This is a genomic window from Actinoplanes sichuanensis, assembly GCF_033097365.1.
GTDB classification, from domain to species: Bacteria; Actinomycetota; Actinomycetes; order Mycobacteriales; family Micromonosporaceae; genus Actinoplanes; species Actinoplanes sichuanensis.
Map to the genome: position 1 here is coordinate 8,680,793 of NZ_AP028461.1, position 21,840 is coordinate 8,702,632.

Below are 21,840 nucleotides of genomic sequence, written 5' to 3' on the forward strand. Positions count from 1 at the left end.
AGGACTGACATTTTCGCGGCGCCGGGCGGCCCCGATCAACGGCTGGTCGTCCGGGCTGTCTCAGGCGTCGGAGACGGCCTTGGGAACCAGCCGGATCTAGCGGTGACGCTCGGCGGCGCGGACCGCTTCGGCGTAGGTGAGGGTGGCCGCCCGCAGCGCGGCCTCGGCGTCCAGGCCGGCGGCCCGGGCCTCGGCGACCGCTCCCAGCAGCAGGCCACCGAGGTCGTCGGCGGCGGGCAGTGGCACGGACAGTCCGCCCCGCTCGACCCGGTGCAGGATCTTCGCGGCCAGGGCCAGGGCCGGCTGACTGAGCGCGATCCCGTCGAGGACCGAGTCACGGGCCTTCTCCTCGCGCTTGATCCGCTCCCAGTTGGCGGTGATCTCCTCGATGTCGGCGACCTGCTCACCGGCGAACACGTGCGGGTTGCGGCGGATCATCTTCTCGACCAGGCCGCCGGCGACGTCGTCGATGGTCCACCGGTCGCCCTCCTCGTGCTCTTCGGCGAGGCGGGCGTGCAGCACGACCTGGAGGAGCACGTCGCCGAGTTCCTCACGCAGGGCCTGCAGATCCCCGGAGTTGATCGCGTCGTACGCCTCGTAGCTCTCCTCGAGCAGATAGGTGGCGAGCGAGGCGTGGTCCTGCTCGCGTTTCCACGGGTCGCCGCCGGGTGAGACGAGCCGGTCCATCACGGTGACGGCGTCGAGGAGCCGGGCGCCGGGCGGGTCCCAGGAGCCGTACATCAGCTCGATCTCGGCCAGACCGGGCTCACGGGCCAGACGTAGGCCGAGCTGCCGGGCGAAGGCCTGGTCGCCGTCGGGCCCGGCGAGCCAGACGGCGGCCGGCTGCCCGGCGACCGCGTCCAGCAGCCCCTGTGCGTCGGTGTCGAGGACGGTGACCGGCACACCCGTGACCCGCAGGGCGTCGGCCTGGGCGCTGTCCGCGGCGGCGTAGACCGGGTACGCCCGGACGGCATCCCACGCCTCGGCGGTCAGCAGGCCGGCCGGCAGCCGGGGCGAGGTGACCAGCAGAACGATCCGGGTACTCAAGACTTGTCGTCCACCGGGACCGCCCACTGGTCGTCGAAGTCGGCGGTGAGCAGGTCGAGCGGGCCGGCCTCGGCCTCGATCCCGAGCACGGTCAGGTCGAACGCGTACCGCGGGTTGAGTTTGACGTGCAGCTCGTCGGCGGTCGCCTCGACCTCTTCGCGGAGTTTCGCCGCGGCGGCGACGGCCTGCAGGTTCTGCTCGCCCTGGGCGGCTTTCCAGGCGGCGTAGTCCTGACCGGGCTGAACCCCGCCGTTGGCGGCGAGCTGGTCGTAGACGAAGCGCATGTCCTCGTCGGCCGGTGCGGCGCCGGTGGAGACCAGCGACTGGGTGAGCAGACCGCGCAGGTAGTAGTTGTCGATGTAGAGCTTCGCGAAGGTGGAGTCGGCGGGCAGCTTGCGCTGGGCGGCGAACTCCGCGTACGGCACATCGGCGGGTAGTTGGACCGAGTGCTTGGTGGCGAGCCGGCCGTAGATCTCCTGCCCGACCAGCGCTTGGAGGACGTCGGTCCGGGTGAACGGCACCTGGGCCCGCTCCGCGGTGACGGTCGGCGCCGGGGTGATCTCCTCGCCGGCCGCCTTGCGCGTGGCCTCGGTCTCCCGCTGTGCCCGCTCGGCCGCCGACGCCTCGGCTTTCGCCTGCGCGGTCAGTGCGTCATAGGCCTCGGTCCAGACCTCGTCGACCTCCTTCTCGGAGATGTCACCGGCGCTTCCCATATAGGCGGCCACGGATGGCTCCGAGCGGCAGCCGGACACGCCGGCCAGGGCGAGAGACGCGACGACAACAGCGGAGGCGAGTCGGCGGGCATGCAGCATGGTCAACACTCTCTCACGCGCACTGTGATTTACGTCGCCCGGCCCGCGCCGGTCTTCACCGGCTCGCCGAGGACGTCCTTGAGCAGCTGCCCGCACCACTGGAGCAGGTCCTGGTCGCGCAGGAGTTCGCCCCCGATCCGGCGGGTGCTGGGTCGGGGCACGCTGACCTGGTCGGTGCCGGTCTTGTAGACCGAGTCCGGGTGGTAGCGCTTGAGTCGCAGCTGCTTGGAGTCGGGCAGCGCCAGCGGCGAGAACCTGATGTGTTTACCCTGCATGGAGACGTCGGTGAGGCCGTAGGTGCGGGCCAGTTGCCGGAACCGGGCGACCGCGATCAGGTTGACGACCGGGGCCGGCGGTTCGCCGTACCGGTCCTTCATCTCGCCGACGACCTCGTCGAGGCGGGCGTCGTCGCGGGCTTCGGCGAGCTTGCGGTACATCTCCAGTCGGAGGCGCTCGACCGAGATGTACTCGGTGGGCAGGTGCGCGTCGATCGGCAGGTCGATCTTGACCTCCGGCTCCTCCTCCTGGCGCTCACCCTTGAACTGGGCGACCGCCTCGCCGACCATTCGCACGTAGAGGTCGAAGCCGACACCCTCGATGTGGCCGGACTGCTCGCCGCCGAGCAGGTTGCCGGCGCCGCGGATCTCCAGGTCCTTCATCGCCACGTACATGCCCGCGCCGAGCTCGGTGTGCTGGGCGATGGTGGCCAGCCGCTCGTGGGCGTGCTCGGTGAGCGGCTTCTCCCGGGGGTAGAGGAAGTAGGCGTACGCCCGCTCGCGTCCCCGGCCGACCCGGCCGCGGATCTGGTGCAACTGGGCCAGGCCGAGCAGGTCGGCGCGTTCCAGGATGAGGGTGTTGGCGTTCGGGATGTCGATGCCCGACTCGACGATCGTGGTGCAGACCAGGACGTCGAACTCCTTCTCCCAGAAGCCGACCATCACCTTCTCGAGCTGTTCCTCGCTCATCTGGCCGTGCGCCACCGCGACCCGGGCCTCGGGCACCAGCTCACGGAGTTTGCGGGCGGCCCGGTCGATCGACTCGACCCGGTTGTGCAGATAGAAGACCTGCCCGTCGCGGAGCAGCTCGCGGTGGATGGCCGCGGCGACCTGCTTCTCGTCGTAGGCGCCGACGTAGGTGAGGACCGGGTGCCGCTCCTCCGGCGGGGTGGCGATGGTCGACATCTCCCGGATGCCGGTGATCGCCATCTCCAGGGTCCGCGGGATCGGGGTGGCCGACATGGTCAGCACGTCGACCGATGCGCGCAGGGCCTTGAGCTGCTCCTTGTGCTCGACGCCGAAGCGCTGCTCCTCGTCGACGATGATCAGGCCGAGGTTCTTGAAACGGGTCGACTTGGCGAGCAGCCGGTGGGTGCCGATGATGATGTCGACGGTGCCGTTGGCGGCGCCCTCCAGGGTGAGGGTGGTCTCCTTCGGCGTCTGGAACCGGGACAGCTGCTTGATCTGCACCGGGAACTGGCTCATCCGCTCGGTGAACGTGTTGAAGTGCTGCTGGGCGAGCAGTGTGGTGGGCACGAGCACGGCCACCTGCTTGCCGTCCTGCACGGCTTTGAACGCCGCCCGTACCGCGATCTCGGTCTTGCCGTAACCGACGTCGCCGCAGATCAGCCGGTCCATCGGGACCTGCAGCTCCATGTCGTGTTTGACCTCGATGATGGCGGCCATCTGGTCCGGCGTCTCGGTGTACGGGAACGCGTCCTCCAGCTCACGCTGCCACGGCGTGTCCGGCCCGAAGGCGTGTCCCGAGGAGGCCTGACGGGCCGCGTACAGCTGGATCAGCTGGGCGGCGATCTCCTTGACCGCCTTCTTGGCGCGGGCCTTGCTCTTCTGCCAGTCGGCGCCGCCCATCTTGTGCAGGGTGGGCGACTCGCCGCCGACGTAGCGGGACAGCTGGTCGAGCTGGTCGGTGGGCACGAAGAGCCGGTCCCCGGGCTGGCCGCGCTTGGACGCGGCGTACTCGATGACCAGGTACTCCCGCTCGGCACCGTTGACGACGCGCTGCACCAGCTCGATGTAGCGGCCGATGCCGTGCTGCTCGTGCACCACGAAGTCACCGGTCTTGAGCTCGAGTGGGTCGATCGTGTTGCGCCGCCGGGCCGGAAGCTTGCGCATGTCCTTGGTGGACGCGCCGCGCCCGCCGGAGATGTCGTTGCCGGTGATCACCGCGAGCCGGGACGCCTCGTCGACGAACCCGTGGTTCAGGCCGCCGCAGGTGACGAGCAGTCTCCCGTCCTCGATGGTGGCCGGGATCGAATCGACCACGGTGACGCCCAGACCGGCGTCGCGGAGCAGCTCGGCGGCGCGCTGCGCGGTCCCCTTGCCCTCGAAGACCAGTGCGATGGCCCAGCCCTGACCGGCCCATCCGGCCAGGTCACCGGCGAGGCGGCCGGTGTCGCCGTGGTAGAGCGGGACGGGCTGCGCGGCCAGCGCGATGGCGTCACCGAGGTCCGGTGACACCTCGACACTCGGCGCGTCCTCCCAGGGGAGCGCCTCCGTGGGGGTCTCGGCCAACCCGAAGGGTGAGATCGACCACCACGGCTGGTGCAGGACCGCGGCGTGCGCCCGGACATCGGCCAGAGTGCGGAAGGCCACGGCGCCGACGTCGATCGGCGCCTGCCCGCCGACGGCGGCCGCGGCCCAGGACGCCTCGAGGAATTCATCCGAGGTACGGGTGAGGTCGTGCGCCCGGGTCCGGATCCGCTCCGGGTCGCAGAGCAGGACGTGTGTCCCGGCCGGCATGCAGTCGACCAGCAGCTCCATGCTGTCGGTGCCGCTGAGCAGGGCCGGGGCCAGGGACTCCATGCCCTCGACCGGGATGCCCTCGGCCAGTTTGTCGAGGATCTCGGCGAGCTCCGGATGCTCGGCCGCAAGAGAGGCGGCCTTGGCCCGGACGGACGGGGTGAGCAGCAGCTCACGGCAGGGCGGCGCCCACAGGCGCGGCACCTGGTCGATGGTCCGCTGGTCGGCGACCGCGAAGGTGCGGATCTCCTCGACCTCGTCGCCCCAGAACTCGACCCGGGACGGGTGCTCGTCGGTGGGTGGGAACACGTCCAGGATGCCGCCGCGGACCGCGAACTCGCCGCGTTTGGTGACCAGGTCGACCCGCGCGTACGCCATGTCGGAGAGCCGTCGCGCGACCTCCTCCAGCTCCACCTCACGGCCGGTGACGAGCTCCACCGGCTCCAGGTCGCCGAGGCCCTTGAGCTGTGGCTGCAGCAGCGACCGGACCGGTGCGACGACCACCCGCAGCGGCGCGTCGCCGGGGTGGGCGAGCCGGCGCAGCACGGCCAGACGGCGGCCGACCGTGTCGGAGCGGGGTGACAGGCGCTCGTGCGGCAGCGTCTCCCAGGAGGGGTAGACGGCGACCAGATCGGGGTCGATCAGGCAGCCGAGCGCGTCGGCCAGGTCGTCGGCCTCCCGCGAGGTGGCGGTGACGGCCAGCACCGGCCGCTGGGCGCCGCCGAGGTCGGCCGGGCCGGCGACGGTGGCCACCACGAACGGGCGCAACGAGACCGGCGCGGTCAGGTCGAGCGAGTCCGAGTCGACGAAGCCTTTGGCCGCGAGGTCGCGGGCGCGCGCGAGACCACGGTCGCGCAGGGCGGCGGGAACCAGACCGGACAGTTGCATGACGAGTGACCCCCCGAGGGCACGACGAACAGCCCCGATCCAGGTGGTGGACGGGGGTGTGCCCTCAGCTTAGTCCGGCCCACCGACAGATCGCGCACCCCGCGCCTTATCGCACAGCATGTCCGACATGTGGACCAAGCTCCCGTGGAAGAGTCCCCGGACGTTGTGCACGTGAATCGGGGAGGACAAGACGTGCGGCATGATCCCGGGGCCACGCAGATCATCCCTGCTTCCGTCCCGATAACGACCGGGAAGGTGCCGCCGCAACGGCCACCGACCGGCCGGACTCCGATGCCGGCCGACGAGATGAACAGCACCCATCTCCTGCCGCGGCAGTCCGCCTACAGCGCGTACAGCGTGCTGGCCGGACCGGCCGAACCGGCACCGGACGGGCCGTACCGGGTGGGGATGCGCCGGCTGGCCCGCCGCCGTCCGATCCGGACGCTGCTCATCACGCTGTTCGCCTTCGCGTTCGAGAGCACGTTCTTCGGCTGGCTGGTCACCTCGATCGAGATGCCCGACCACGACCTGCACACCACCCTCTACCTGGCGACCGGCTTCATGATCGTGGCGACCGCCGCGATCGAGCTGTTCCGGCTGGTCAACGTGGTGACGCTGTGTCTCGCGACGCTCTGGGCACGTGACCCGCAGCCGGTCGTCCCGGACACCTCGCTGCGGGTCGCGTTCCTGACCACGATCGTGCCCGGCAAGGAGCCGGTGGAGATGGTGGAGCGGACGTTGCGGGCCGCGCAGCAGATCAGATACGACGGCCACTTCGACGTGTGGCTGCTCGACGAGGGCGACGATCCGGTGGTCAAGCTGATGTGCCGGCGACTCGGCGTGCACCACTTCACCAGGCACGGGAACCTCGACTTCAACACCGCGAAGGGCCGTTACAAGACGCGGACCAAACACGGCAACTACAACGCCTGGCTGACCACGCACGGGAACGCGTACGACGTGTTCGTCTCGGTCGACCCGGACCACGTGCCGGCGCCGAACTTCTGCGAACGGCTGATCGGCTACTTCCGGGACCCGGACGTGGCGTTCGTGGTCGGGCCGCAGATCTACGGCAACTACGACAACCGGGTGACCCGCTGGGCCGAGTCGCAGCAGTACCTCTTCCACGCCCTGTTGCAGCGGGCCGGGAACCGGCGGGGCATCGCCATGCTGGTCGGCACCAACAACGCGGTCCGGATCTCGGCACTGGAGCAGATCGGCGGTCTCCAGGACTCGATCACCGAGGACATGGCGACGAGCGTGGAGATTCACGCCACCCGTAACCCGGCCACCGGACGGCGCTGGACCTCGGTCTACACGCCCGACGTGCTCGCCGTCGGTGAGGGCCCGTCGTCGTGGACCGACTACTTCACCCAGCAGCACCGCTGGTCGCGAGGCACCGACGAGGTGGTGGTCAGGCGGTTCGCCGCGCTGCTGCTGCGACTCGGCCCGGCTCGCGCGCTGCAGTACGGCCTGCTCATGTCGTACTACCCGCTGACCGCGGTGGCATGGCTGCTCGGCGCCCTGAACGCGGCCGGCTTCCTGTTGCTGGGCGCGAAGGGCGTACAGGTGCCGGGTGAGGTCTGGTTGATGCTCTATGTGGACGCCGCGCTATTCCAGGTCGGTCTCTACCTGTTCAACCGGCGACACAACGTCAGCCCACACGAGAAGTCCGGGTCGTCGGGGCTGGCCGGGATGCTCGCCTCGACCCTGTGCACGCCGGTCTACGTGTCGTCGTTCCTGTCCGCGGTGCTGCGCCGGAAGTCGGGTTTCGTGGTCACCCCGAAGGGCGACTCGACCAGCCCGGACCGGCTGGCCACCTTCGCACCGGGCCTGCGGTGGGCCGCCCTCTACGCGGCGCTGCTGATCTTCTCGCCGTTCGTCGACCACGTCGACCCGGCGATGTACGCCTGGCCCGCCCTCAATCTCGCGATCTGTCTCACCCCGGCCGCCCTGTGGCTGTTCCGTTCCAGGAAGGAAACCGCTGTATGAAGCCCCGTTCGCGGCCCTCTCTCGCCCGCCGTCTGGTGAGCGGTCTGGTCACGCTCGTGGTGCTGGCCGTACTGGCCGTCGCGAACCGGCCGATGGTGGCGGTGGCGGGTGAGGCGCTGCACGCGTACCAGATCAATCGTCAGTCCTACAAGGAGCGTTACGGCCACTGGGCCCGCCTGCCGGTGCCCCGCGGCTTCAAGGTCAACGCCATCCACGCGGCGCTGCTGCACACCGGCAAGGTGCTGATCATCGCGGGTAGCGGCAACAACAAGGACGCGTTCGAGGCGAAGTCGTTCCGGACCGTGCTGTACGACCCCCGCGACGACGAGTTCACCGACGTCCCGACGCCGACCGACGTGTTCTGCGCGGGGCACACCTTCCTGCCGGACGGCAATCTGCTGGTGGCCGGGGGCACCAAGTCGTACGAGGTGCTGGAAGCCGACGTCGAGCACGCGGCCGGGGTGATGAAGTTCAAGAACGAGTCACCGGACGGCGGCCCGCGGGTCTTCCCGAAGGGCACCCGCCTGCTCTCGGCGACCGGTGAGGCGTACCGGACCAGGTCGAAGGTGACCGTCCCGGCCGCGCGCAAGGTCGCCCACAACGGGCAGGTCATGGTGCACGCCGGCGAGGCCGAGGTGTGGGCCGACGCGGAGGCGAAGGGCGATCGGCCGGTGGTCGGCGACCCCGCCCAGTACACGATCGAGGGCCTGACCGGTCCCGACGCACGCAACCTCTACGGCATCGCCGAGAAGATCACCCGGGAGAAGCAGGAGTACGGCGGGGACCGCACCTCGTACGAGTTCGACCCGCTGACCGAACGCTACGTCCGGACCGGGAACATGCGCGACCACCGCTGGTACCCGACCCTGATCGGCCTGACCGGCGGTGACGTGATCGCGGTCTCCGGGCTGGACCAGTTCGGTCGGATCCTGCCCGGACGCAACGAGCGCTACCTGCCGGAGCAGCGGCGATGGGTGGCCGCGCCGGAGTTGAAGCGCTACTTCCCCACCTATCCGGGCCTGCACCTGATGGCCGACGGGCGGGTCTTCTACTCCGGCTCCAACTCCGGCTACGGCTCGGACACCGAGGGTCGTACGCCGGGCCTGTGGAACGTCGAGCGCAACACCTTCCAGCCGGTACCGGGCCTGGCCGACGCCGGGATGAACGAGACCAGTTCGTCGGTGCTGCTGCCGCCCGCCCAGGACCAGAAGGTGATGATCCTCGGTGGTGGCGGGGTCGGCGAGTCGGAGCACTCGACCGCCCGGACCGGGATCGCCGACCTGGACGAGCCGAACCCCCGGTACGCGCCCGGCCCGGACCTGCCGAAACCGGCCCGCTACCTGTCCACTGTGGTGCTGCCGGACGACACCGTGCTGACCACCGGCGGCTCGTCGGGGTACCGGGGCGGGTCGTATCGGGGCGAGCCGCGCAGTGACCTGTTCAATTCGCAGATCTACCACCCGAACCGGAACGTCTTCGAGACCGCGGCCGAGTCGACGGTCGGCCGCAACTACCACTCCGAGGCGATCCTGCTGCCGGACGGCCGGGTGATCACCATGGGCGGCGACCCGCTCTACGACCCGACCGGAAAGAACGCCGGCACCTTCGAGAAGCGGATCGAGATCTACAGTCCGCCCTACCTGTTCCGCGGTGACCGACCGACGATCACCAGCGGTCCGGGCGCGGTGGATCGGGGTGGCGCGGCGGTGTTCGGCGTCTCGGAGGCGAGCCGGATCGTGTCGGCCCGACTGCTGCGACCCAGCGCGGTCACCCACGTCACGGATGTCGACCAGCGGTCGGTGGCACTCGGGCTGCGCAGTCTCGGCAACGCCGTTGAGGTGAAGGTGCCAGAAAAGTCCGGTCTAGTGCCGTCTGGGTGGTACATGCTGTTTTTCATGAACGAGAAGGGCGTACCGTCGGTGGCTCGCTGGGTGCGGGTGCGCTGAGGTCGATGGCACGGCACCGCTACCGGAGAGGCCGCCGGGCCCAGATGCTCGCCGCCCTGCTCGGCGTGACCACCGCCGGTGCCGTCGCGCTGGCGCACGACCCGGCCGAACCGGCGCCGCTGCGGATCCCGCCGGACACCGGCCCGGTCGCCGGGCTCTACCTCGACCCGGGCGGGCTCGCACCGCGCTACCTGCGCAATCTCCGCGGTTCGGGGCGACACGCGGAGGCCGCGGTGATCCGGCGGATCGCCGACCAGCCGGCCTCGACCTGGTTCACCGACGCCCGGCCCGGGTTCGCCGACCGGGCCCGCCGGCTGGTCACCGCGGCGAGCGCGGCCGGGCGGGTACCGGTCGTCACGCTGTACTTCATCCCGCATCGGGACTGTAAGCAGTACTCGGCAGGCGGCGCGCGCGACGATCGGTCGTACCGGAACTGGATCTCCTCGATGGCCGCCGCGATGCGCGGGCACCGCGCCCTGGTGATCCTCGAACCGGACGCGGTCGCGCACGCCGTCTCCGGCTGCCTCGGCCCGCGCGCCTCGGCTGCTCGTTACGCCCTGCTCGCGCACGCGGTCGACACGCTGCGGGCCGAGCCGGGCGTCGCGGTCTACCTCGACGCGGGCCACCCCGGATGGGTCTCCGCCGCGCGGATGGCGCCGGCACTGCGACGGTCCGGCGCCACCCGCGCCCGCGGGTTCGCCCTCAACGTCGCCAACTTCCAGACCACCGACACCAATCTGCGGTACGGGACGGAGCTGTCCCGTCTGCTCGCCGGACGGCACTTCGTCATCGACACCAGCCGCAACGGCAACGGCCCGGCCCGCCGACTCAGGGGCGACCGGCAGTGGTGCAACCCACCCGGACGACGACTCGGGCGCGTGCCGACCCTGCGTACCGGGCGGGATCTCGTCGATGCGTACCTCTGGGTGAAACGCCCCGGCGAATCGGACGGTGCCTGTGGCGCCGGAGCTCCCCCCGCAGGTCAGTGGTACCCCGCCTATGCGCGTTCACTGACCGGGTCATGAGACTCTTGACTCAATTCACCCCCTGACCGGGGTACGCCGATAACATCGGCGAAGTCGGGACAGCGCCGTCCTGGAGCCATCCGAGCAAAGGAGCGCCCCGATGACAGAGCAGCCTGCCCTCGACGAGCGAGAGGGATCCGACGCCGCACTACGTGCCGACATCCGCCGGATCGGCACGTTGCTCGGTCAGACGCTGGCCCGGCAGGAGGGTCGCCCTCTTCTCGACCTGGTCGAGGAGATCCGCGCCCTGGTCCGTCAGGACGCCCCGGCCGCCGCCGACCGGCTCGCCGCCATGGACATCACCACCGGTACCAAGCTGGCCCGCGCCTTCTCCACCTACTTCCATCTGGCGAACATCACCGAGCAGGTGCACCGCGCCCGTGACCTGCGCCGCCGCCGGGCCAAGAACGGCGGTTGGCTGGACCAGGCCGCCAAGCGGATCGCCGAGAAGGGTGTGCCGGCCGACGAGATCGCCGCCGCCGCCCGCCGCCTCGCGATCCGCCCGGTCTTCACCGCGCACCCGACCGAGGCGGCCCGCCGCTCGATCCTGTCGAAGCTGCGCCAGGTCGCCGACTCACTGGACGCCGAGTCCGCGGCCGCCGCGCTCTACGGCGCCACCGACACCACCGCCTCCACCAAGCGGTTCGCCGAGCTGATCGACCTGCTCTGGCAGACCGACGAGCTGCGCCTGGACCGGCCGGACCCGACCGACGAGGCCCGCAACGCGGTCTACTACCTCAAGGATCTGTACGCCGACGCCGCCCCGCAGGTGCTCGACGACCTGGCCGACACGCTGCGCCGCCTCGGGGTGGAGACCGCACCCACCTCGAAGCCGCTGACCTTCGGCTCGTGGATCGGCGGCGACCGGGACGGCAACCCGTTCGTCACGCCCACCGTCACCCGTGAGGTGCTGCTCATCCAGCACGAGCACGGCATCCAGGCCACCGAGAAGGCGATGGACCGGCTGATCGACGAGCTGTCCGTCTCCCGGCGGCTGCGCGGCGTGTCCCTCGACCTGTCCGCCAGCCTCGCCCAGGACCTGGACAATCTGCCCGAGGTCGCGTCCCGTTTCCGCCGGGTCAACGCCGAGGAGCCCTACCGTCTGAAGGTCCGGGCGATCAAGGCCAAGCTGGCCAACACCCGGGCCCGGCTGATCAACGGCACCCCGCACGTGGCCGGCCGCGACTACCTCGGCTCCGACGAGCTGATCTCCGACCTGGAGCTGATGCGCGCGTCGCTGGCCCGCAACTCCGGTCAGCTGCCCGCGGTCGGTGTCGTCGCCACCGCGATCCGGCAGGCGTCCGCGTTCGGCCTCCAGCTGGCCACCCTCGACGTGCGGGAGCACGCCGAGAAGCACCACGAGGTGCTCCAGCAGATGTACGCGCAGGTCGGCGAGGTCGACGACTACGCCGACCTGGACCGGCCGTCGCGCACCAAGCTGCTCGCCGCCGAGCTGACCGGGCGGCGGCCGCTGTCCAACAAGGACACCCCGCTCACCGACTCGGCCCGCAAGACGTTCGACGTGTTCCACACCATCCGCGAGTCGCAGGCCCGGTTCGGCGACGACGTCATCGAGTCGTACATCATCTCGATGACCCTCGGTGTCGACGACGTGCTCGCCGCGGCCGTGCTGGCCCGTGAGGCCGGTCTCGTCGACATCCACACCGGCCGCGCCCAGGTCGACATCATCCCGCTGCTGGAGACCCCGGCCGAGCTCGACGCCGGTGGCGACCTGCTCGACGAGATGCTCTCCATCCCGGCCTACCGGGAGATCGTCCGCGCCCGCGGCGACGTGCAGGAGATCATGCTCGGCTACTCGGACTCCAACAAGGAGGCCGGGATCACCACCAGCCAGTGGCGCATCCACAAGGCCCAGCGGTCGCTGCGTGACGTCGCGGCCCGGCACGGCGTCCGGCTGCGGCTCTTCCACGGCCGCGGCGGTACGGTCGGGCGCGGTGGCGGCCCCACGCACGAGGCGGTGCTGGCTCAGCCGTACGGCACGCTGGACGGCGCGATCAAGGTGACCGAGCAGGGTGAGGTCATCTCCGACAAGTACACGGTCCCCGCCCTGGCCCGGGAGAACCTGGAGCTCACGGTGGCCGCCGTGCTCCAGGCGACGCTGCTGCACACCAGCATCTCGGTCGACCCGGTCCGCCTCGAGGTGTGGGACTCGGTCATGGACACCGCTTCGGACGCGGCGTTCGACCGTTACCGTTCGCTCGTCGAGGACCCGGACCTGGCCGCCTACTTCTGGGCGGCCACCCCGACCGAGCTGCTCGGCGCCCTCAACATCGGCTCCCGCCCGGCCAAGCGCCCCAACGCGGACGCCGGCCTGAGCGGTCTGCGCGCCATCCCGTGGGTGTTCGGCTGGACCCAGACCAGGCAGATCGTCCCCGGCTGGTTCGGGGTCGGGACCGGCCTGGCCGCGGTTCGCGCCGCCGGTCTGGGCGACGAGCTCGACGCGATGCACGAGAACTGGCAGTTCTTCCGCACGTTCCTGTCGAACGTGGAGATGATGCTGGCCAAGACCGACCTGTCGATCGCGCGCCGCTACGTGGAGACGTTGGTCCCCGAGGAGCTGCGGCCGATCTTCGACAAGATCGAGCAGGAGTACGCGCTGACCGTCCAGGAGGTGCTGGCCATCACCGGCGGCACCGAGATCCTGTCGAACCAGCCGGAGCTCTCCCGCACCCTGAGCGTCCGTGACACGTACCTGGAGCCGCTGCACCACCTGCAGGTGGCGCTGCTCCGTCAGTACCGCGACCTGGACGAGGCGGGCCGCCAGCTGCCGACCGCGCCGGGTGCCCGCCGAGGCCCGTCCGACTCGACGGCCCTGGAACGAGCCCTGCTGACCACGGTCAACGGCATCGCCGCCGGGATGCGCAACACCGGCTGACCCGCCCGGCACGAACAGGACCGAGGCCCCCACACCGGATTCCGGTGCGGGGGCCTCGGCTTTCGCGGTGGGACGGTCAGAGGATCCGGGGGTACGAGGCGAGGGTCCAGCCGACGCCGAAGCGGTGCCGGGTACCGCTCGCGAAGAGGGTGTTGTCGGCCGACAGATCGCCGGTCGAGGCCCACCCGTACAGCTCACCGGCGGTGTTCTGGTTGAGGATGTCCTGCTTGCCGTCGCCGTTGAAGTCGCCGAGGACGATTCGCGGGTACGCGGCCTGGGTCCAGCCACCGCCGGCGATCCGGGACTGCCCGGCGAACATCAGGTTGTCGCCGGACAGGTTGCCGGTGGACGCCCAGATACGCAGCAGACCCGTCGAGTCCTGCCGGATGATGTCCTGCCGTCCGTCGCCGTTGAAGTCGCCGGTCAGGATCCGCGGGATGTTCGTGGTGGTCCAGCCGCCGCCGACGGTACGGGCCGGGCCGGGGAAGAGCTTGTTGTCGGCCGACAGATCACCCGAGGACCCCAGGGCCTTCAGCAGACCGGTCGAGTCCTGGCCGATGACGTCGGTCCGGCCGTCGCCGGTGAAGTCGCCGGTCAGAATCCGCGGGAAGGCGGTGGTCGTGTATCCGGCACCGGTGACGACACCGGACCCCGGGAACAGGACGCCCCCGTTCAGGTTTCCTGTCGATCCCCACACCTTCAGCTGCCCGGCGGCGTTCTGGCCGAGCAGGTCGGTACGCCCGTCGCCGTTGAAGTCACCGGTCAGCAGCCGTGGGAAGGCGGTGGTCGAGAAGCCGGTGCCGACGATCCGCGCGGCCCCGGTGAACAGCCTGCTGTCGGCCGACATGTCGCCTGTGGACGGCCAGGCCCGCAACTGTCCGGTCGAGTCCTGGCCGATGATGTCGGCCTTGCCGTCGCCGTTGAAGTCGCCGGTCAGGATCCGCTGGATGTTGGTCGTCGTCCAGCCGCTGCCGACCAGACGCGAGGCACCGTTGAAGAGCCCGGAGTCCGCGGTCATGTCGCCCTTGGAGTACCAGCCCTGCAGGTCACCGACGGTGTTCTGGTGGATGATGTCGGACTTGCAGTCACCGGTGACGTCGGCCGTGTAGATCACGGCGCCGGTCTGGGCGGTCGGGACCGCCGTGCCCGCGGCGTTGCACGTGTTCACCGCGATGCCCCGGATCCAGCCGGACAGGTCGTCGACCCGAGTCTCCTCCGCTCCAGACTCGGTGACCTCCCCCGCGTCCAGGCAGCCGCGCTGGGTGGACGTGTGGTGCACGGCGACGAGTTCCACGGTGCCGCCGACGGTACGCAGCGCCGGCCCGCCGGAGTCACCCTTGCATGTCGTCACGGTCGCCGGATCGGTGCCGGCGACGCTCAGGGTGGTGGCACCGACCGTCTCGACACCGACCGTCCCGGCGTGCTTCTGGACGGAGATCCAATCGGTGGCGGTACGGCCATAGCCGACCAGTTGCAGCACGTCACCGGCGCTCGGCGCGGTGGTGGCGAGCGGCACCGGCGCGATGTCGGCGACCGGGGTGAGCAGCCGGACCAGCGCGAGGTTCCGGTCGGGATGGGGCACGACCCAGGTGGCGGTGATCGACCGGCCGAGCGTGACGGTCGTCGGCTGAGCGGGTGCACCGGCGGCGGTCTGCCCGAAGCAGGCGCTCGCGGTCAGCACCCACGACGGCGCCACGAGCGCACCGCTGCAGGCCTTACCGACGCCTGGCTCACCGACGTTCACACGGGCGGTGAAGGGATGGACGGTGTCGGCCACCGTGTCACCGGTGACCGCCCGGGCGGCCGCGCCGCCGAGCAGGCCCGCCACCATCACCGAGGCGGACAGACCCGCCACGACGATCCGGCGTCGACTATGGGAGGACATGAATATCTTCCTTTCGCGCCCATGCCGGGCACCGCACATCTCCGTGGACGGGGATGTGCGGTGACACCGGAGGCGGGCAGACAGGGGGCGGTAGCCGCTCTCAGTCGCGCGGACCGAATCGGATGGGGTCGGACCAGTCGATCGCCTTGTGGTCCCGGACGGTGAAGAACAGCAGGGCGCCCGTGCTGTCCTTGGCGAGGATCCCGGCCCGGGTCTCCTGGCCGAGGACGATCGGGGTCACGTTGCTGCGACCGGCCCATCCGGTGCCGGCACCGGCGTCGGCGCCCGGGCCGAACTGGGTGCCGGCCGCGGTGCCCGGGTAGAGGTTCACGATGCCGGTCGACGTCACGACCGTGAGCAGGTCGTCGTAGTCGTCGTTGTTGACGCTGCCGAGGGTGACCTCCTTGCAGCAGCCCCAGCCGGTGCCATAGACGACCCCGGCGCTGAAGCTGCCACCGGTGGCGTTGCCCTTGTACAGCAGCAACTGCTGGGTGGAGGACTTCACCACGAGCAGATCGTCGTACTGGTCACGGTCGACCTTGCCGATCGCCACGTCCCGCAGATCCGTCGACCAACCCGAACCGATCTGGACACGGGTGCCGAACACACCACCGGCGGCGGTACCCGGGTAGAGCCACTGGATGTTCGTCGACGTCTCGATCACGACCAGGTCGTCGTACGCGTCCCGGTTGACCTTGCCGGCCGCGAACTCCCGCATGGCGTTCCAGCCGGTGCCGATCTGCACCCGCGGACCGAACGTGTCGGCCGTGGTCCCCGGGTGCAGCCACAGCACACCGGCACTGTCGGTGCCGATGACGTCGGTGTACGCGTCCCGGTTGAACTTGCCGGTGACCAGGTTGGTCAGGTCGGACGGCTGCGGCACGTAGATCCGGCCGCCGGGCTGGATCCGGGTCGCCCAGCCGGCGGCCGCGGTGCGCGGGTGCAGCCAGGTCCGGCCGGTCGTCGCGTCGACACCGATCAGGCCCTGCAGGCCGGTGTCGTCGACGGTGCCCTTGATGAGGTTGGCGGCGTAGTTCCAGCCGGTTCCGGCACCGGCGTCGACACCGGGCCCGAACTGGGTACCGGCGGCGGTGCCCGGGTAGATGTTCATCGCGCCCGTCGACGTGACGACGGTCAGCAGATCGTCGTAGTCGTCGTTGTTGAACCTACCCACCTGGACCTGCTTGCAGCAGCCCCAACCGGTGCCGTAGACGACCCCGGCACTGAAGCTGCCACCGGCGGCGTTGCCCTTGTACAGCAGCAACTGCTGGGTGGAGGACTTCACCACGAGCAGATCGTCGTACTGGTCACGGTCGACCTTGCCGATCGCCACGTCCCGCAGATCCGTCGACCAACCCGAACCGATCTGCACCCGGGTGCCGAACACCCCACCGGCGGCGGTACCCGGGTAGAGCCACTGGATGTTCGTCGACGTCTCGATCACGACCAGGTCGTCGTACGCGTCCCGGTTGACCTTGCCGACCACGAACTCGCGCATCCCGGCCCAACCGGTACCGATGCGGACGCGGTCGCCGTACACGTTGCGGGTCCTGGTCCCCGGGTGCAGCCAGAGGTTGCCCGACGCGTCGGCGCCGATCAGGTCCTCGATGCCGTCCCGGTTGAACTCGCCGGTGACCTGCTCGCGCAGCCCGTCGGGCACGGTCGCGACGCCGGCCCGGATCCAATCGGCGAGATCATCGGTACGGGCCTCGAAAGCGCCCTCCCGGGTCTCGCTCTCCCCGATGCACCCGTTCTGCCAGGACGTGTCGCTGATCCCGACCAGTTGCACCCCGCCCGAGGTCTCCCGGAACGCCGGCCCGCCCGCGTCGCCCTTGCACAGGGTCGCGCCGCTGCCGACACCGCTGACCGCGAACGAGTCGGCGGCCACCGCCCCGACCGTGAAGTCACCGGCGTGCATCCGGGTCGGCAGCCAGACGTTGCGGGTCCGGCCGTAGCCGGCGATGCGCAGCGTCTCGCCCTCGACCGGCGCGCCGCCGTCCAGCGCCACCGGCGTGATGTTCTTGACCGGCGCGGACAGCTCGGCGAGGACGATGTTGCGGCCGGCGTGCGGTGTCAGCGAGACCACCGACAGCCGGTGCCCGCTCACCGTCTCCAGATCGGCGCGACCGAGAACGACAGTGGTCGGCCGGGTCGGTGCACCGGCCGTGACGGCGGTCGTGCCGTCGGCGAAGCACGACTTCGCCGTGACGATCCATCGGGCGTGCACCAGTGCGCCGGTACAGGTGCCGACGTCGCCGAAACTCACCTTGGCGACGAACGGCAGCGAGCCGTCCGGCACCTCCTGCGCGCCGGCCACCGCCAACGCCGTACCTCCGCTGAGGAGGCCTCCGGTGAGGCCCGCCACCAAGGCGGCGGAACCCCATGAACGTATACGTCTGCGCATCTCACTCCCCGTGTCTTCACTGACATGCCGCAGCCGAAACCGGTGACCATCGACCGGCGTCGACCGAATGATAGTGAAGAACCTCGATCGAGAGGGGGGCGGCGAGCAGGGCCCACCGGACCGACCGAGCCGTCCCGGGCGCTCGGCCGACCGGCCTGAACAGGCAGCCGTCCGCCCGCCGACGACAGTCGGCCCAGCCGGAGAAATTAAGTGATAGCGGTCACATTGTCACGTGTCATTCCATGATGGAACCCTCGGTGATCCGCTGCGGGCCGGCCCAGGAGCCGCCCTCGTTGATCCAGGCGTCCACCGAGCCGATCCGGTTCACCCGCAGGTAGTCGGCTCGCGCATCACCGCCGGCCCGGGCGAACCGCACCTGACCCGGGTCGGTCGTGGTACCCGAGGCGACCTGCCCCAGCGACGACCAGCCGCCGTGCCCGTCACCGCCTCGGTTCAGCCAAGCCTGCACCGCTCCGCTCGCGGTGAGCAGCAGATAGTCCGCCTTGGCGTCGCCGTCGAAGTCGGCCAGCCGGACCCGGCCGGCGTCGGTGGTCACGCCGACCGCGACCTTGCCGAGGTTCGACCAGCCGCCGTAGCCGTCGCCGCCCCGGTTCAGGTACACGGTCACCGCGCCGGTCGTACTGAACAGCAGATAATCCGCCCTCCGGTCACCGTCGAAGTCGGCGATCCGCACCCGGCTGCGGTCCGCCGTCAGACCGAGCGCGACCTCACCGAGACCGGTCCAGGTGCCGTCCCCACGGTTGAGCCAGACCTGCACCGGTCCGCCGTCGACGAGCAGCCAGTAGTCGTCACGCCCGTCACCGTCGAAGTCGGCCCACCGCACTCTGCTCGTGATCTCCGACGCACTACCGGCCGGCGCGGGTGAGGACGTCACCCCACCGTCGGCGACGACCCGCTCCAGCGCAACGCGGAACGTCTCGCCCATCACGGCGTAACCGGCGTCCGCCGGGTGCAGTTCATCAGCCATCTGACCGGAGGTGACGGCGAAATTCACGTACCGGATCCGGTCCCCGTTCGCCGCGAGGTCGGCGACGATCCGACGGGCCGCGGCGTTGTATCCGGCGACGGCGTCGGCAAGCCTCGGCGAGGTGGCGAGGAGACCGCCGAGCACGACCGTGACGCCTGGCCGGTCGGCGAAGATCCGGGAGACCAGGGCCGCGAGGCGGTCCGGCGCGTGCTCCTTGTCGTCACTCCGGTCCAGGTCGTTGATGCCGATGTGCAGGAGTACGACATCGGGTGCGGCCGTGGCCATCCAGTTGTCGATCTGCCCGGAGATCCCGTCGATCAGGTAGCTGCTGTGGCCCTCGTGCCTCGGATCCGGAACCGGACCACTGCGCTGCGTACCGACGAATTCCATCGTGAACGCCGACTGGCCGCGAATCGCATTCCACAGTGGAAGCCGATAACCGCCACCGGAGCCGCCGACACCGACCGTGATCGAGTCGCCGAGCGGAAGCACCCGCAGGTGTGGCACGTCCGCGGCGCGGGCCGGGCCGGGCGCTAGGAGAACCGGACTGACGAGGGAGAACAGGCTGAACAGCGCCAGACCCAATCGGGAGATCTTCACGGCGCTCATTAGAACTGCGAGATAGACCGCGCCGCGACCCCACTTCGATCGACGCTGAGCGTTCACCGGGATGCGTATTGTCACGACGCCGCAGTCGGCGCATGATGCTTCGGGGGCATCGAAGATCGTGAAAGTTCATCACGGGGAACGGATCTTTACATGCGAAACCGATCACGCCCGTTGCGGCGTGCGTCAATGCTGTCCGGAATCGTCCTGGCGGTGGCGCTGTCCGGAAACACGCCGGCGACAGCGATCACCGGGGGAACCGATGTGACAACGGGAACACTGCCGTTCGTGGCCCGCCTGGATCTGGGCACCACCGAGCGCTCCTGCACCGGAGTCCTGGTGCATCCACAGGTCGTACTCACCGCCGCGGTCTGCTTCGCGGGCCCGGGCGGCACCACCACCACCGGCACGCCGCCCCTGGCCACGAAGGTCACCGTGGGCGGTGCCGTCAGCACGGTGTCGCGGATCGTGGCGCATCCCACCAAGAACCTCGTGCTGGCCCGCCTGGACAGCACGATCACCACGGTCGCTCCGGTACCGATCGCGTCGACCGCCCCGGCCGCGGGTGACCTGCTCACCCTGGCCGGCTTCGGGCGTACCGGAACCGAATGGATCCCGGGCAGGCTGAAGGCGGCCGAATTCACCGTGCGGGCGGCCGGGACGGCGACGTTCGACGTCGCGCCGAGCGGCACGTCCGGGGCGGGCGTCTGCCGGGGCGATTCCGGCGGTCCCGCGCTGAAGTCGAGCAACGGCACCTACCAACTGGTGGGCCTGCACCACTCGTCCAACCAGGCCGGCTGTGTCGGTGAGCCGTCCGGCACGCCCGCCGCGACCGAGACCCGGATCGACACCGAGCGGACCTGGGTCACCGACAACCTGCCCGGCTTCGCCAGCGGTCTGGAAACGGCCGACGTCCGGCCGAACTGGCAGAACACGGTCGGCCCGGCCGGATCGGCCAACATCATCGGCGCCTGCTGCTCGCTGACCGCACCCGAGCTCGGCGTCCGCCCGGAGAACCCGCACAGCGGCTCGAACACGCTGATGTACTCCGGCAAGGACAACAGCGCGACCCTGTCGTACGCCTATCTCAAGGCCTTCGGTCTGCGGAACACCAAGCTCCGCGCCGGATCGGTGCTGTCGTACTGGATCTACCCGCAGAGCAGCACCACCAGCTCGGCGGTCAGTGGTTCGAACAGCACGTGCGTGGCGGTCGACCTGGCCTTCGTCGACGGGTCCAACCTGCGCGACAGCGGCGCCCTCGACCAGCGCGGCAACAGCATCCACCCGGGTGGGCAGTGCGGCAAGCTCACCCTGGACACCTGGAACCAGGTGATCGTCCCGATCGGCACGCTCCGCGCCGGTCGGCAGATCGACACCCTCTCCATCGGGTACGACCAGGCCGTCAACACCGGCGGCTACCGCGGTTACGTCGACGACATCCGGATCACCGACGTCCTGGAGTCGCCCCAGTTCGCCTCCGGGCTGGAAACCGGTGAGACCGCTCCGACGTGGACGAACACGGTCTCGGCCAAGCTGCCGGGCGCCGGCGGTGGGCTGGCCGAGGTCGGCGGCCTGTGCTGCGCGGTCACCATTCCGGAACTCGGTTCCCGCGCCGAGCAGGCGGCCACCGGGACGAACGCGCTGATGTACTCCGGTAGGGACAACAGCACCAGCACGTCGTACGCCTACCTGAAGGCCTTCCAGCTGAACGAGGTGTACATCAAGCCCACCACCAAGCTGACCTACCGGATCTTCCCGCAGAGTACGGCCACGAACAGCGCCGTCAGCGGCTCCAACAGCACCTGCGTCTCGGTCGACCTGCTGTTCGTCGACCAGTGGGACGCCAAGAAGACGAACATGCGCGACACCACGGAGGCCCTGGACCAGAAGGGCGACCGCGCGCACCCGACGCACCAGTGCGGCAAGCTCACCATGGACGCCTGGAACGAGGTGACCATCTCGCTGGGCGCGGTGAACGGTAAGCAGATCACCGAGTTGGACGTCGGGTACGACCAGGCGCTCAACTCCGGCGGATATCGCGGCTACATCGACGACATCCGCATCACCGAATAGGTCGGGAAATCGGCCGGGGCCGACCGAGAGGCCCCGGCCGATTCACACCCGGACGCAACTGGCGCCGAGGTCCGCGAATGACACCTCCTCGGGAGCTCCGGGAGCGACCCGGCACAGGCCGAACCGGAAACCGTAGGTCCCGAACAGCGACAGGAACGTGTGCGACTCGACCGGCAGAACGCCCTCACCGCACTGGCGAGCCGAGTTGAAACCCCGTCCGAGCAGATCAGCGGGGACGTAATAGCGCAGGTAGTAGCACTGCCCATCGGATTCGGCGACCGAGATGGCGCCGACGACGTCGGCATATCGCCCGGCGGTCACCGACCGGTATTCGAGCGTCCCGGTAGCACTGGCCGCCCCGTTGACGACACTCCAGGAAACCGGTGCCGCCTGCGCGGGACCGGAAACGGCGGCGGACAGCAGAATCGCCGAGGCGACGGCGGCGATCCGGGCATTCCACATGCGATTCACGAGCGTTTCCTCTCGGTCTGAACGACTGGAACACGACCGTATCGAGATATC

The 21,840-nt window shown here is 70.0% G+C and carries 12 protein-coding genes; 5 read left to right on the top strand and 7 right to left on the bottom strand.

The genetic code is table 11. The features are described 5' to 3' along the window. Positions 1-96 precede the first annotated feature (96 nt). From Q0Z83_RS39835 to mfd, 3 genes are read right to left on the bottom strand one after another with little or no spacing between them, the layout of a single operon-like run. Positions 97-1,047: a nucleoside triphosphate pyrophosphohydrolase gene (locus tag Q0Z83_RS39835; RefSeq protein ID WP_317788544.1), complete on the bottom strand. Its 951-nt coding sequence runs from the start codon at positions 1,045-1,047 to the stop codon at positions 97-99. Then, positions 1,044-1,859 (bottom strand): hypothetical protein, encoded by an 816-nt coding sequence (locus Q0Z83_RS39840; protein WP_317788545.1) that lies wholly within the window; start codon positions 1,857-1,859, stop codon positions 1,044-1,046. Before Q0Z83_RS39840 ends, Q0Z83_RS39835 begins: the two co-directional genes overlap by 4 nt. Before the next feature lie 29 nt (positions 1,860-1,888). Further along, complete coding sequence (mfd, locus tag Q0Z83_RS39845) at positions 1,889-5,503, bottom strand: transcription-repair coupling factor (RefSeq protein WP_317788546.1); 3,615 nt, start codon at positions 5,501-5,503, stop codon at positions 1,889-1,891. A 192-nt stretch (positions 5,504-5,695) separates the two neighbouring features. Between mfd and Q0Z83_RS39850 the strand changes: the two genes are divergently transcribed. The 4 genes from Q0Z83_RS39850 to ppc all read left to right on the top strand — a co-directional run bounded on the left by Q0Z83_RS39850 (position 5,696) and on the right by ppc (position 13,362). Next, on the top strand, positions 5,696-7,495 hold the full coding sequence (locus Q0Z83_RS39850) for a glycosyltransferase family 2 protein (RefSeq protein WP_317788547.1): 1,800 nt from the start codon (positions 5,696-5,698) through the stop codon (positions 7,493-7,495). Then, positions 7,492-9,441 (top strand): radical copper oxidase GlxA, encoded by a 1,950-nt coding sequence (locus Q0Z83_RS39855; protein WP_317788548.1) that lies wholly within the window; start codon positions 7,492-7,494, stop codon positions 9,439-9,441. Before Q0Z83_RS39850 ends, Q0Z83_RS39855 begins: the two co-directional genes overlap by 4 nt. Positions 9,442-9,446: 5 nt before the next feature. Next, on the top strand, positions 9,447-10,466 hold the full coding sequence (locus tag Q0Z83_RS39860) for a glycoside hydrolase family 6 protein (protein ID WP_317788549.1): 1,020 nt from the start codon (positions 9,447-9,449) through the stop codon (positions 10,464-10,466). 100 nt (positions 10,467-10,566) lie between these two features. After that, on the top strand, positions 10,567-13,362 hold the full coding sequence (gene ppc / locus Q0Z83_RS39865; protein WP_317788551.1) for a phosphoenolpyruvate carboxylase: 2,796 nt from the start codon (positions 10,567-10,569) through the stop codon (positions 13,360-13,362). A 76-nt stretch (positions 13,363-13,438) separates the two neighbouring features. Here ppc and Q0Z83_RS39870 read toward each other — a convergent pair whose 3' ends face one another. From Q0Z83_RS39870 to Q0Z83_RS39880, 3 genes are all read right to left on the bottom strand, one after another. After that, positions 13,439-15,247 carry an FG-GAP-like repeat-containing protein gene (locus tag Q0Z83_RS39870; protein ID WP_317788552.1) on the bottom strand — a complete coding sequence of 603 codons (1,809 nt, stop codon included), beginning with the start codon at positions 15,245-15,247 and terminating at the stop codon, positions 13,439-13,441. Between the two features lie 100 nt (positions 15,248-15,347). Further along, positions 15,348-17,564 (bottom strand): S1 family peptidase, encoded by a 2,217-nt coding sequence (locus Q0Z83_RS39875; protein ID WP_317788553.1) that lies wholly within the window; start codon positions 17,562-17,564, stop codon positions 15,348-15,350. 322 nt (positions 17,565-17,886) lie between these two features. After that, a complete protein-coding gene (locus tag Q0Z83_RS39880) occupies positions 17,887-19,239 on the bottom strand; it encodes an FG-GAP-like repeat-containing protein (protein ID WP_317788554.1) in 1,353 nt (450 codons plus the stop codon). Between the two features lie 159 nt (positions 19,240-19,398). Between Q0Z83_RS39880 and Q0Z83_RS39885 the strand changes: the two genes are divergently transcribed. Further along, positions 19,399-21,318, top strand: a complete 1,920-nt coding sequence (locus Q0Z83_RS39885) for a S1 family peptidase (RefSeq protein ID WP_317788555.1) — start codon at positions 19,399-19,401, stop codon at positions 21,316-21,318. 42 nt (positions 21,319-21,360) lie between these two features. Here the strand turns inward: Q0Z83_RS39885 and Q0Z83_RS39890 are convergent, their stop codons facing one another. Further along, positions 21,361-21,789, bottom strand: a complete 429-nt coding sequence (locus tag Q0Z83_RS39890) for a hypothetical protein (protein WP_317788556.1) — start codon at positions 21,787-21,789, stop codon at positions 21,361-21,363. Positions 21,790-21,840 lie beyond the last annotated feature (51 nt).